General features: G+C 32.9%; 9 protein-coding genes. 1 reads left to right on the forward strand and 8 read right to left on the reverse strand.

The window, feature by feature from the left end; genetic code table 11:
- The first annotated feature begins 135 nt into the window (after window positions 1–135).
- A complete protein-coding gene (locus VW161_RS00890) occupies window positions 136–534 on the forward strand; it encodes a DUF192 domain-containing protein (RefSeq protein ID WP_304087405.1) in 399 nt (132 codons plus the stop codon).
- Between the two features lie 97 nt (window positions 535–631).
- Here VW161_RS00890 and VW161_RS00895 read toward each other — a convergent pair whose 3' ends face one another.
- The 8 genes from VW161_RS00895 to VW161_RS00930 form a co-directional block, all read right to left on the reverse strand.
- Window positions 632–1,330, reverse strand: coding sequence for a dihydromethanopterin reductase (acceptor) (locus tag VW161_RS00895; protein ID WP_304087403.1), 699 nt, complete (start codon window positions 1,328–1,330; stop codon window positions 632–634).
- Between the two features lie 154 nt (window positions 1,331–1,484).
- A complete protein-coding gene (gene glyA, locus VW161_RS00900) occupies window positions 1,485–2,759 on the reverse strand; it encodes a serine hydroxymethyltransferase (protein ID WP_304103167.1) in 1,275 nt (424 codons plus the stop codon).
- 404 nt (window positions 2,760–3,163) lie between these two features.
- Window positions 3,164–5,146 carry a CoB--CoM heterodisulfide reductase iron-sulfur subunit A family protein gene (locus VW161_RS00905; RefSeq protein ID WP_304087399.1) on the reverse strand — a complete coding sequence of 661 codons (1,983 nt, stop codon included), beginning with the start codon at window positions 5,144–5,146 and terminating at the stop codon, window positions 3,164–3,166.
- 611 nt (window positions 5,147–5,757) lie between these two features.
- Window positions 5,758–6,663 carry an AEC family transporter gene (locus tag VW161_RS00910; RefSeq protein ID WP_304087397.1) on the reverse strand — a complete coding sequence of 302 codons (906 nt, stop codon included), beginning with the start codon at window positions 6,661–6,663 and terminating at the stop codon, window positions 5,758–5,760.
- 183 nt (window positions 6,664–6,846) lie between these two features.
- Window positions 6,847–7,782: a DNA repair and recombination protein RadA gene (gene radA, locus VW161_RS00915; protein WP_304087395.1), complete on the reverse strand. Its 936-nt coding sequence runs from the start codon at window positions 7,780–7,782 to the stop codon at window positions 6,847–6,849.
- Window positions 7,783–7,837: 55 nt separating this feature from the next.
- On the reverse strand, window positions 7,838–10,303 hold the full coding sequence (locus tag VW161_RS00920; protein ID WP_304103163.1) for an OB-fold nucleic acid binding domain-containing protein: 2,466 nt from the start codon (window positions 10,301–10,303) through the stop codon (window positions 7,838–7,840).
- Window positions 10,304–11,168: 865 nt separating this feature from the next.
- Entirely contained in the window at window positions 11,169–12,572 is a 1,404-nt protein-coding gene (locus VW161_RS00925; protein WP_304087390.1) for an undecaprenyl-phosphate glucose phosphotransferase, read from the reverse strand.
- A gap of 187 nt (window positions 12,573–12,759) precedes the next feature.
- Complete coding sequence (locus VW161_RS00930; protein ID WP_304087389.1) at window positions 12,760–13,656, reverse strand: glycosyltransferase family 2 protein; 897 nt, start codon at window positions 13,654–13,656, stop codon at window positions 12,760–12,762.
- Window positions 13,657–13,792: the final 136 nt, after the last annotated feature.

Below are 13,792 nucleotides of genomic sequence, written 5' to 3' on the forward strand. Positions count from 1 at the left end.
TTACATTATAATTGTAATATAATGGTGAAATTAAAAAACAACAATATACTTGTTAAATTGATTTTAAAGTATAATAAACATTTTAATAATGAAAATATTTATAAATATTCAAAATAAATAGAAAATAATAGAGTTATGATAGAAATATTGGAAAATAAGAATAATGAAACGGATAAAAATTTGAAGTCAATTACACTTAAAAATTCAAATGAAAAAATTGCTGAGATTAAGATAGCCAATACTTTTTTTAGTCGTTTAATGGGACTGATGTTTAAAAAAAATGCTAAAGTTCCACTACTGTTTGAAATTCCTGAGAAAATAAATAAGAAGGAAAGATCTTCAATCCATAGCTTTTTCATGAGATTTGAGATAGTACTAGTTTTTATAGACAAAAGCAATGCAGTTTACGAAATATCTGAATTGAAGCCATGGAATTGTTATGTTCCTAAAAAACCAGCAAAATATATAGTGGAATTTGATAGAAGAGAATTCAATGATTGCTTGAAAATAGGTGATGAAATAGAAATAAAATGAGAGTTGAAGTTTAATTAATTATTGTTAAAAATAGGTGATGAAATAGAGAAAATATATAAAATAAAATTAAATGGATAAAAATTAATGGATAGTGAAATTATAAATCTAAACTATCCAAAAGACTTTGAGGAGTGTCGAAAATCTCGATTCCCTCCATTTTTTGGAGTTTTTGAGTGTTCTCAATATCTATTTCTCTCATATGCATAGTTATGATTTTTCCTGTTGAAACCGCATCATATGGACAAATGTCATTACAGGTTCCACAGCCAATGCATTTCAATAGATCAATTTCCGCGTGAGGAATGATTGCACCATTTGGACAAGCTAAAGCTGCCTCACACTCATCACAGTTTTGGCATTTTGTCTTTTCAAGCTTTGATGGTAATATTGTTTCAACATCTCCTGGTTCAATGTCTACAGGAACCATAAGAGTTCTTACCCTGCCTTTTCCAGCTTGTGCAACAGCATTGGTAACAAGAGTGTCTGAAATTCCATGAACTATCTTAGCAACTGTGTTTGCAGTAGTAGGTGATACGATAAGCAAATCATATTTTCCAAGTGAAAGCCTGCCAGTAATTGGGAAGCTGAATTTTTGATTGGAATCGCTTGCAAGTTCGTTATACCTTCCACCGGTTACAGCAACTACCCTATCATAGAGCCCATACATTTTTAAAACTTCTTCAGAAGCTTGGGATAAAAAGACAGTCAAATCATTGTCTTTAGCCAATTCTTCCATAGCTTCAACGCTTTCCTTAAGCAAATGTCCTGCACCGGTAAAAGCCCATCCTATTTTCATAAAATATCTCCAAAAAATAGATTTAAAAAAATGAAAAAATAAAAGTTAAGAGAAGTTACTCCCAACTAGTGAAAATATTTTGATCAAACTTTTTCTAAAAGTTTGGAAAAAGTTTTGGTCAAGGTTTTTGAGCCGAAGGCTCAAAAAGCTTGGATTATATATGTTCAATGAACTTGTATCCTTCTTCTTCTGTGAAAGCGTAGTGAATGGTTCTGTACCCGGACATGAATTCAGTTACTTCATCCTTGATGTCTACTTTGTCACCTTCAGCAACTCTCCAGATAAATTCAGCTACTTCTTCCATTTCATTTTCTTTCATTCCTCTTCTGGTGATTTCTTGAGTACCGATTCTGATACCAGATGGGTCATCACTGTCATTTACATTGTCACCAGGAATGAGGTTTTTGTTAAGAATGATGTTGTTTTGCTCTAATTCCTTAGCTAAGATGGTAGCTCTTTTGACATCTCTTACATCCATAGCCACTTGGTGAGATTCAGTGTATCCTAAGTCTTCACACATTACATTGAATCCTTGTTCAGCGAGAGCACCAGCCAATGCTTTAGCGTTTTTGATGGTTTGTTTAGCGTAATCTTCACCAAACTCTAACATTTCAGCGGTAGCAATACCTAAACCAGCTAAATGGTGTAAGTGGTGGTTACTTACTACACCAGGGAATACAGCATTGTCAATCAATTTTTCATTTTTCTTATCGGATAAGATGATTCCTCCTTGAGGACCTGGGAAAGTCTTGTGGGTACTTCCCATAAGAACTTCAGCTCCTTCTTTTAAAGGATCTTGGAATTGTTTACCTGCAATCAATCCAAGCACGTGAGCACCATCGTACATAATGGTTGCTCCCACTTCGTTAGCTGCATCTACAACTTCAGATACAGGGTGTGGGAATAAGAATAAGCTTCCTCCAAAGAGAATGATTTTTGGTTTTTCCTCCAAGATCATTTTATTCAATGCATCAACATCAATGTTCATTACTTCTGGATTGAAAGGATGTTCTAAAGTTTTTAATCCTCTAATACCTGCTGCACTAACATTTGCATGGGAAATGTGTCCTCCAAAAGGAATGTTCATAGCAATCATCTTGTCTCCAGCTTTAGCGAAACCGAAGAAAGCAGCGAGGTTTGCAGTTACTCCAGAAACTGGTTGAACGTTTGCATAGCTACAGTCGTAAACTTTACATGATAATTGTTTTGTAATGTCTTCAATTTGGTCAATGTAAGTACATCCTTGGTATAATCTTTCGTAAGCTTGTCCTTCAGCATATCTGTGAGCCAAATCAGAAGCCATTGCAGTTGTAACAGCATTACTTGTGGTATTTTCACTTGCAATAAGGTTAACGCTGTCTCTCATCCAGTCATTATGAACTCTCATCAAGTCATAAATCTTATTCATATCTTCTTCATATTGATACATAATCATAACACCTATATTCTCTAAAAATTGTAATCATATAATATAATTATAAATTAAATCTTTTTGATAAAATATTAAAAATTTTAAAAGTTTATAAAAATCAGAAGCATAATAAAAAAAAAATCTAAAAATCTAAAAAATATAATCTTATAAAATTCTTATTAATATATAATATAATTTTTTAATTAAATAAAACTTTTTATTAAATATATTATAATTTATATTATTTTTTTATGTTTTTTGAATTTAGATGATGAATTTTATATAGATTTTGAAAAAGGAATCCTAATTTTTGAAAAAAATCTATAAGAAAAATAATCTTAAAAAAAACGTTGATAAATATACGAACAAATAAAAATTGTTTAAAAAAAAAAGAAAAAGAAAAAGAGAATAAATCTCTTAATCTATTTTGCAACATCTTCGAGAGCTGCTGCAATTTGTGCCATAATTTGTTCGGTTTTGAAGTGGTTTTGGTTCATAGCACCAGACGGACATGCACCTACACAGGTACCACATCCTTTACATAATGCAACGTTAATAGCTGCGTGTTTGTCTGCGCCTTCACCTTCAATACTTACAGCACCGAATGGACATAATTCTACACATACTTCACATGCACCACATACAGTACTATCAGTGTCAGCAGTAATAGGTTCGATTTCTACTTCACCTTTAGCCATTGGGATAGCTGCTCTAGATGCTGCTGCGGATCCTTGTGCTACTGCGTCAGGAATATCTTTAGGACCTTGTGCTACACCAGCAATGTATACACCGTCAGTTAAAGTGTCAACAGGTCTGAGTTTTGGGTGAGCTTCCATGTAGAATCCGTCGGAAGTTCTGGATAAACCTAAGGTTTGTCTGAGTTCGTTAGATCCTTTAGGAGGTTCTAATCCTACAGATAATACAACTAAGTCGTAGGTGTATTCAGTTACTTTTCCGAGTAAGGTGTCTTCTGCTCTTACAGTTAAGGTTAAGTCATCGTTTTCGATGATTTCAGCAGGACGTCCTCTGATGAATTCAATTCCGTATTTTTCTTGGGAAGTTTTGTAGAACTCTTCGAATCCTTTACCGAATGAACGGATATCCATGTAGTAACAGGTTACTTCAGTGTCAGGTTCGTGGTCAATACATAATTGAGCGTTTTTCATGGAGTACATACAACATACTCTTGAACAGTAGGATTTACCGATTTGTTCATCTCTTGAACCAACACAGTGGATGAATGCAACACGTTTAGGTTCTTTACCGTCAGATGGTTTTTGTACGTGACCACCAGTAGGACCAGATGCGTTGATCATTCTTTCAATTTCCATTGCGGTAATTACGTTAGTGTATCTACCGTAACCGTATTCGTATTTTTCGGTTGGGTCATATGGGTCGTAACCGGTTGCTGCAATAATGGTACCAACATGGAGTTCGATTTCTTCTGGTTCCATGTTACGGTCGATTGCGTCAGGACCACATACGGTTTCACAAAGACCACAGTCGATACAGTAGTTTTTGTCGATAGTTGCACAGAGAGGTACTGCTTGAGGGAATGGGATGTAAGCTGCTCTTACCATACCTACACCTTCGTCGTAGTAGTTAGGTATTTCGATAGGACAGACTTCTTGACATTGTCCACATCCAGTACAGTCATCTTCTTTAACGTATCTTGGTTTTTTCTCAACTTTTACAGTAAAGTTACCAATGTAACCGTCTACTTCTTTTACTTCTGCGTAAGTAATTAATTCAATGTTTTCGTGTTTGTTTGTGTCTACCATCTTAGGTGCGAGAATACACATGGAACAGTCTAAGGTAGGGAAGGTTTTGTCTAATTGACCCATTCTTCCACCGATAGTTGGGTTTCTTTCTACCATGTAGGTTTTGAATCCCATATCCGCTAAGTCTAATGCAGATTGAATACCTGCTACTCCACCACCGATAACAAGACATTTGTTGTCTACTGCCACTTTAGAAGCTTCGAGAGGTTCTAATAATCTTGCTTTTGCAACAGCCATACGAGTTAAGTCTTTTGCTTTTGCAGTTGCTTCAGCAGGTTGGGTCATGTGTACCCAAGAGTCTTGTTCTCTTAAGTTAGCAAATTCAAATAAGAACTTGTTTAATCCAGCTTCTTCTACACATCTTCTGAAGGTAGGTTCGTGAAGTCTTGGAGAACATGCTGCTACTACGATTCTGTTTAAGTTGTGTTCTTTAATGTCTTCTTGAATAAGACTTTGACCTGGGTCAGAACACATGTATTTGTAATCTTTTGCAATAACTACGTTAGGTAAAGTTTTTGCGTATTCTGCTACTTCAGGACAGTTTACGACTCCACCAACGTTTACACCACAGTGGCAAACATATACTCCCACTCTAATTTCTTCGTTATTAATTTCTTCTGCCATTAAATCACCTTGTACAAGTAAAATGATTAATCATTTGATCTAATTTTTTAAATATATTATATATAAAATATTAGACAGTTTAATTTTTCTAAAAAGTGAATATATAAAGGTTTCTATAAATAAGTAGGAGTAAAGTATATATATGAAGAAATTTTAAATTGATTAAAGGTGGATAAATTAACAAATAACGATTATTTAGAATTATTTTAATTAAATAATATTAAATAATGAGTTATATAAGAAATAAAATAAATTTACATCTTTTAATTGGAAAATAAAATAGATTTTGATAAGCCTAAAAAATAAAAAAAATACAATGAAAATTTCAAAAAAGGGTGGAAAAGCCTTTAAAAATTGAAAAATTTCCGAACAAAAATTAGAGTCCTAATCAATTAAAAATTAATTTAAATAAAAAATAGTTATTATTAAGTTAAAAAAATGATTATTGATAATTTTAAAGCTTAAATAGTAATAAATTAAGATTATTTTAAAATTTAAGCTAATCTAAATCATAATAAAAGTAGTGTAACCTTTTATGCAACACCAAAATACCATGAAATTATGCCAATTAAAATAAGTAAAAAAATTGATGAAAATCCATTAAATGTTCGTTAAAGGATAAACATTAAGAATATAGGAATTGTTACAAGACTGAATACTGTGGATGTGAAAATGCAATCAGAAGTAAGTTCCCAATCCAATCTATAGGTAACGGCCAATACCAATCCCAACATTGCAGATGACATAGCAGCTTCAATAAATCCAATAGTATGTTCAAATCCGGTTATGTGAAGTAAAGACAATACTCCTAATGCGATTAAAGGATAAATGATCAATTTTATAATTGAGGCCAAACCTACCTCCTTGAAATGATGCTTCAAGCCATCGATCTTTAAGGACAATCCTAATGATATCATAATGAGTGGAATGGTAGCCCCTGCCAAATAGGTCACCACAGTAGACCCGACAGAGGTAATTGGAATACTGAATATGTTGAATGTTATTCCCAATATGATTGACCATAGAGGCAGGAAGGTTAAGATCTTTCGAATACCAACCTTAATTTCACCATCAAAAATCAATATCAAAATAAAGCTTAAGACTACAAAAATTATTGAAGTGGAAATATCACAGAATACAGCCCTTATCATGCCGGCATTACCAAAGATTCCTTGAGTGATAGGATAACCTAAAAAACCTGTGTTTCCTAAAACCACAACTATGACAAGACTCCAAATTTTCCTCTTGTCCCATCCTAAAAAATTAAGTAGCAAATAAGTTAATACTCCCACTATTAAACTAGTTATTAACATGTAAACTGTTAAAATACTTAATCTTGGAAGCAAGGAAACATCAGCAGTATACAAAGCATTGAAAATCATACATGGTAGAGCCATATTGATTACTATATTATTTAGTGTTTCGACATCCTCCTCTTTCAAAAGACCAATCTTTTTAGATAAGGTCCCTACCAATATCATCACAATGATTGAAACAATAATAATCCTATAGTCCATACAACCAACTAAATAATTCAATAATTAAAAAAATAAAATATGTTAATAAATTAAATTTATTAAAATAAGTTAAAATAGTTTTTGTAAAATTGAAAAAAAATAATGAAAATAAAAAAAGAAATAATTAGGAGTTATTACTCCCAATTAGTGAAAATGTTTTAATCAAATTTTTTAAAAGTTTGCTTAGTCCACAATACCATCAGTAGTTACTTTAAATACAGCTTCTCCTTCCGGTAAGTGAGGACTGTCTACTAATCTAGCGATTCTCTTACCTGCTAAACCTTTCTTCAACCAGATTCTGTAAGTGGAAGCGTGCCCTAATACGTGTCCACCAATAGCTTTTGTTGGACTTCCGAAGAAGGCATCAGGTCTTGCTTGAACTTGGTTTGTAAGGAAAACTGCAACATTGTAGGTATTTGCAACTTGTTGCAATGCATGCAAGTGTTGGTTTAATTTTTGTTGTCTTACAGCTAAGGATTCTCTTCCAACATATTCTGCTCTGAAGTGTGCCATAAGGGAGTCAACAATGACCAATCTCACATTAACACCACTTTGAATCAATTCATTGATCTTTTCAGCCATCAAGATTTGGTGAGAAGAGTTGAATGCTCTTGCAATGTGAATTTTTCTTAAGACTTCTTCATGGTCAAGCCCAAATGCATCTGCGATTTGTTCTACCCTTTCAGGTCTGAAAGTGTTTTCTGTATCAATGAATACACATTCTCCATCTAAACCACCTTTTTCTTTAGGCAATTGGACAGTAACAGCCAATTCGTGAGAAATTTGACTTTTACCTGATCCGAATTCACCGAAAACTTCAGTAATAGCTTGGGTTTCGATTCCACCACCGATTAACTCATCTACACCTTTACTTCCAGTGGTTATACGGCCAACATCACGTCTTCTTTCCATTACATCAAATGCTGTTTCAAAATCAATTTTTTCAGCTCTACGTGCTGCTTCAATAACTTTTTCAGCTACTCCTTCACCGATTTCTGCCTTTACAGCTAATTCTTTAGCAGTAGCAGTAGCTAATCTCATCATATCAGCAAAACCAGCTTCTCTTAATTTTTCAGCAGTTTTTTCTCCAACATTAGGTAAGTCTTCAAGTTCTACCATAAATATCAACCCATTAAACAAATTTATTAAAGTTCATCATACTATAAATCAAGGCTTAAAACTCATTTTTAAAAATCTTTTTAGGTCTAAGCCTTATTTCTTCATCATAATTATTGTAAGTTACATCAGCAAGCAATTCTAAGGTTCTTCCTTCAAGATCCATTGCTTTAGTTTCCAAGAATCCAATATCCCCTTCACTTTCCTCATATAAGGCAACTATATCATCATGTTTCATATCCAATAATTGTTCAACCAATTCATTGAAGAAAGTTACTTGAATTTCGCCAGTATCATCAGTGAGTTTTCCAGGAAGCATCAATAGATATTTAGGTTTATCTATATAATTTCCACAATGAGGACATTCCTCTTCATCCTCATCTTCAAGTGTACGGTTACAGACAGGACATTTTGGCATTAAAATCCTTTCTATGAATGGATCTGAGAATGTACCTTTTATTTTTACGCTTCTATCTTCCAATTCAAGACCTGCAATGTCTTTTGAAGTGTACAATATGTTTTGCAATTCTTCAATGTCTGGAAGACTGGTTAATTCATTGTAGGACGGCTGCAATATATTAGTTGAATTGCCTATGGACAACTCTACACGATTGCTCATATCATTGTAGTTGATACGTGGATTTTGGATTTTGATTGCCTCATTGATATCATAAGGCAAATTGGTCTTATCGTCCCATAATGTTACTGGTATGAAGCCTGAATCGTCACCGATTGTCATGTTTCTAACTAAACCTTTAGTTCCATCTTGCCTTTCGAATTCACGAGTGTCCTCAATTTCCAAGATTCTTGCTACAACTTTGATGTTCATGTCATCTTCATCTATATCAAAGATCTTCTTAGTTTCATAGATTTGCTCTTCTAACTCTTCAAATGAAGGCAAATCAGATGATTCAGCATCAGTAAGCTCAATCACTCTAGTTGTTTTTCCAACATTAAGTTCGACTTCGTACATTCCTAATCTGGTTCTGGCATTTTCAACTTGATATGCTTTTCCAATGCCATAGGAAGCTTCTGCCTTCTCATCCCAGAATGAGATTCTCACTTTTCCAGTTGAGTCTGCAATATCTCCAGAACGAACAAAACCGGTAGTGCCGTCATCCCTTTGGAATGAATGGGAATCGTTAAGGGTGATTAATCTACCAATGATATCAACTTCCTCTCCATCATCTTCATGATCTTGAACTTCTCTAATGGTGATTGGACCCAATTTACTTGCAATTTCATTTAAACTTTCAGCTAAATCTTCATTTTCTTCAGGATTAACTCTTAATTCTGTATTCCAATTGGTGTTTACTCTGTATCCACTGGTTGCATAATCATCGTATTCGATATTACCGCCCATAACTTTAAGGATATCTCCTTTGGATACTTTTAGTTTAGTGTCATCTCCCCAGAGAGTGACTCTTATGGAGCCAGTTTCATCAGTGATTTCAATTGATTTCACGAAACCTTTGGTTCCATCCTGTCTATCAAATTGGATAGTGTCTTGGATTTTAGTTACAATACCTATCAAAGTAACATCCTTGATTTCTTGGGCTCCACCAATTTTGATGATGTTTTCCTCATATTCAGGAATGTCATAGTCTCCTTCAACCTTAAGGATTCTACCGTCCCAATGGGATAATGAGATTTCACCGTTTCTTTCTCTGGATTGCTCATTAAGGATTTTGACAATGTCTCCTTCTTTCAAATCAAGAGTGTCAATTAATTTAACGTCCTTATTCCATAATGTGTAAGCGATTTTTCCAGTCTTATCCTGAATTTCAAGTGAAGTCACTTTTCCTTTCTTACCATTGCTTTCATATGAATGAGGAGTAGGAACCCTGATTAATCTTCCGATAATGCTAACCTTTTCATCAGGAACAATATCTGCAATTGAAACAATTTTTTCTTCATAAACCGGGAACTCCGCAATGTTGTTTGGATAGTTTTCACTTGTCTCATCTATTGATCTAAGCAAAGATCTGGGACGTAATGAAAACTCTTTGCCTCCTCTGAAACCATCCTTACAATCAATCTCTGAAATTTCAACAATGTCTCCTTCACTGATATGCTTGAGATGCTTAATGTTTTCAGACCAGAGAACAAGTCTTACTTCACCTGTATTATCAGCAATTTGCATATTTGCAAGCTGTCCATCCTCTCCTTTTCTTGAAGTGAATGATTTCGGATTGGAAATAGACATTACTCTTGCAATAACACTAAATCCTTGACGACCCGGTTCAACTTCAGCAATTGTTTTTGGAGTGTCAACATCAAAATTAGATACAGTTTCGCCTTTAGTTTCCTCACCAGTGAATGGATTTACCACCATATCTATGAAATCTTTATCACTGAAAAAGGAAGCATCTTTGTATTCTTCTTTAAATTTATTAAATTTGTCTATGAATTCATCTTTTGATAAAGCGTCTTGAACTTTTTCCCAACCATCTTTAATGTATTGGAAATCTTCTTCACTAATATCTTCAGCTAAATTCATTCCATTGAAAAATTCTTTATCCATACCAAACCCTCGTTTTTTTTAAATTATAAATTTAGTAAAAATAATCAAATAAAATAATGATCATTTGACAATTTGCCATTCACTTAAAGTTTTTTGAAATAAGTGTTGATTAACTATGATCATTATTTTATCACAATTTTTTCAAGTTAAATTATAATTTAATTTTTGCTATATATAATAATTAAGACAGAGCATTTGAAAACTAATAGTACCCTTTCAACTGAAAAAATAAAGGACAACAAAACGGCCCATTAATCCCCAAAGCCTTTTTAAAAATGTAACCATATAAGATAATCAAATAATGAAATAAGAATAAATAATCATAAAACAAACATTTGTAAAATAAACGATTCTTAAAATTTATCAAACATTTTATTTTTTAAAATTTATTTTTCAAATCATTAAATTCATTATAATTATATATTTATAATCTATATTATTTTAATATTTTTAATATTGGAATTTTTAAAAAATTCTTAGATAAACAAATCACAATAATTATCAAATCATGTTAAATTCTTAAACGAAAATCATTAGGATTCAAGTATAAATATTAAAACATTGTAGCTTATAAAAGTTATGTACATATCGCAAATTAAAATTTTTTGTTTATTCTAATTTCAAAACTTTCAATCTATGTGGCAAATTTTTAAAAATTAAGTCTGTAATTATCAATTAAATAACTAAATATATAAAGATATGCTTTTTTTCATTAAAATAATACAAAATTGCATTAATTTAGCAATTTTAAGTGATAAAAACAATTTAATTAAAAAATAACAAGATTGAAACAATTTTAAAATGAGATAAAAAAATAGAATAATAATTGAAATTTCAAAGATTATGAAATTGACTAAAAAGATGATTAATATGCATTTTCATCTCTTTTGAAAATAGTCTTTAGCATGATTTGAATGTCTAAAGCCAAGCTCCAGTTTTCTACGTAACGAATATCGTATTCAATACGCTTTTCAATTGAAGTGTTTCCCCTATAACCATTGACTTGTGCAAGACCTGTAAGTCCTGGTCTTACCTGGTGCTTAACCATGTATTTAGGAATTGTCTTCTTGAACTGCTCAACAAAGTATGGCCTTTCCGGACGAGGGCCTACAACACTCATCTCCCTTTTCAATACATTGAAGAATTGAGGCAATTCGTCGATACTCATTTTTCTGATGAATGTTCCAACTCTTGTTTTCCTTGGATCGTCTTGAGTTGTCCATTGGGATTTCTCTTCATCCTCATCCTGAACCTTCATGCTTCTGAACTTATACATCATGAATGGCTTTCCATTATACCCAATTCTTTCCTGCTTGAAGATAATTGGGCCTGGAGATTCCAATTTAATTGCAATAGCTGTAATCAGCATGATTGGAGAGGTTATTATAATTGCAACAATAGCTACAAAATAATCCTCAATGATCTTCTTGAATTTGTTGAATGCATCATCTAAAGGAACATAACGTATATTTATGATTGGCAAATCATCAAGCATGTCAACAGAAGGCTTTGCAGGGAAGTACTTGTAATAATCGGGAATGATTTCCGCCTTGATTCCCTCTTCCTCACATGCATCCACTATCTCATTCAAGTGATAATAGTATTCCAAAGGAATAGCTATGACAACCCTATCGAACTTATGGGTTTTCAAGACATCAGACAAGTCTTTAAAGGTTCCTATGAATCTTATTCCTTCAAAGGTTTTTCCTAAATGCTCTTTTCTTCCTAAGAAACCGCCAATGCTGTATCCTAAATAGGTCTTTGACTTGATTTTCTGTGCAAAATTGAATGCCAAATCATTATCCCCAATAATGAGCATATGCTTTAAATTGCGATTGTTCACTCTCATAAACCTTAAGACAAAAACCACAAGAGCCCTTTCGATAATGGCAAAAACCATGCCGAATATGCTCAAGAGAAATAGCATGATCCTTGAGAAATCAGGCTGATTGATAACGAATAAAATAGCTACCAAGATGATGAAAGCCATTATGTCCGCCTTGATTATGTCCTCTGCACCAGACAGTATGGAAGGCTTATTCCTGAATGGCTTATACAAGCCGAAAAAGTAGTATAAAAGGAGATAAGTTGGAATAATCGCTAAAACAGTAAATAAAAAGTAATCAATAAATGGCAAAGATCCTCCTAAAGAACCGAATAGAGTAGTTTTAAATCTAACATAGTAAGCTAGAACCAATGAAAATAGAATTACAAGAACATCTATTACAACAAGCAATGAATTCAATATTCTTTGATTTTCCTTAATCATTTTACCACTCCTTACTTTTGATTACATTAATAAGAATTAATTATATAATTAAACATTTCTATACAATATTAATTATACAATATTGATTATACAATATTAATTTTAAAATATATTGCTTATAAAATTACCTAAATTTTTATGTCCAATTGATAAACATTTGACAGCCACTTTATGAATAGCGGATACTTCAGGACCTTAAAGCATTACGGATTAAATTGAAAACTAATAAGACAGCTATTCCAATGTAAACTGCAATGTTTACAAAAACATTGTACTTTTTGGTATAATGCTTCCTATAGAAAATATACATCGCCCTATAGAACTCATAAATAAGTTTAGGATTTCTCTTTTTGGTCTTTTTATCTTCACTGCTTGCTCCCTTGTAGTGAATGATTTCAGCTTCACCAAAGTAAACGATTCTCCATCCAGCCTGCTTTATCCTGTAACACCAGTCAATGTCTTCCCCATACATGAAGAAAGTGTCATCCAAAAGGCCAATGTCATCAATTGCTGTTCTTCTAACAAGCATGAATGCCCCGACCAAGCAGTCGATTTCATAGACTCCATCATCATCCAGGTCATCCAGATTATAATCGTCCTTTCCACTGCTTGTCTTAACATTGAATAGCTTATAGAAAGCGTTTGCAGGATTTGGAAAACTGCGTTTGCAAGCCTTGTCAAGAGATCCGTCTTCAAGTGATACCTTACAGCCCAATGCACCGACATCAGCATTTGTGCCTTTAGTCATGTAATCCATACATTTGTCGATTGTAGCTTCTTTTACAAGCGTATCTGAGTTTAAAAGGAGAATGTACTCTCCTCCAGCTTGCTCAATAGCTAAATTGTTAGCCTTTGCAAAGCCGCCATTGCTGGAGTTGGCTATAACCTTAACTGTTCCTCTTGAAATCTCATCCTTAAAGTAGTCTTCCAATTTTTCCAAGCTGTCATCGGTTGACTTATTGTCTACAAGAAAGATTTCATAGGTATAATGAGTGGGTTCAGCCAAACATGAATCAATGGTCTCCTTTGTTAATTTAAATGTATTGTAATTAACAATGATAATTGATAAATCTAAATTTCTCATTTTCACACCTATATCAGTACAATCATCCTTAAATAAGCAAAATACACTATTCATTAAATCTACTATTAATTAAACATACTATTCATTAAATCTAATTATTTTCTTAAATAAGCAAAAGTATTTTTTATGAGTTTCC

This window comes from Methanobrevibacter ruminantium (assembly GCF_016294135.1).
In the GTDB taxonomy this organism is placed as follows: Archaea; Methanobacteriota; Methanobacteria; order Methanobacteriales; family Methanobacteriaceae; genus Methanobrevibacter; species Methanobrevibacter ruminantium_A.

Excerpts from the sequence above, each read along its gene's own strand:
- VW161_RS00890 (WP_304087405.1), top strand. The coding sequence starts at position 136 with ATGATAGAAATATTGGAAAATAAGAATAATGAAACGGATAAAAATTTG.
- VW161_RS00895 (WP_304087403.1), bottom strand. The coding sequence starts at position 1,330 with ATGAAAATAGGATGGGCTTTTACCGGTGCAGGACATTTGCTTAAGGAA.
- glyA (WP_304103167.1), bottom strand. The coding sequence starts at position 2,759 with ATGTATCAATATGAAGAAGATATGAATAAGATTTATGACTTGATGAGA.
- VW161_RS00905 (WP_304087399.1), bottom strand. The coding sequence starts at position 5,146 with ATGGCAGAAGAAATTAATAACGAAGAAATTAGAGTGGGAGTATATGTT.
- VW161_RS00910 (WP_304087397.1), bottom strand. The coding sequence starts at position 6,663 with ATGGACTATAGGATTATTATTGTTTCAATCATTGTGATGATATTGGTA.
- radA (WP_304087395.1), bottom strand. The coding sequence starts at position 7,782 with ATGGTAGAACTTGAAGACTTACCTAATGTTGGAGAAAAAACTGCTGAA.
- VW161_RS00920 (WP_304103163.1), bottom strand. The coding sequence starts at position 10,303 with ATGGATAAAGAATTTTTCAATGGAATGAATTTAGCTGAAGATATTAGT.
- VW161_RS00925 (WP_304087390.1), bottom strand. The coding sequence starts at position 12,572 with ATGATTAAGGAAAATCAAAGAATATTGAATTCATTGCTTGTTGTAATA.
- VW161_RS00930 (WP_304087389.1), bottom strand. The coding sequence starts at position 13,656 with ATGAGAAATTTAGATTTATCAATTATCATTGTTAATTACAATACATTT.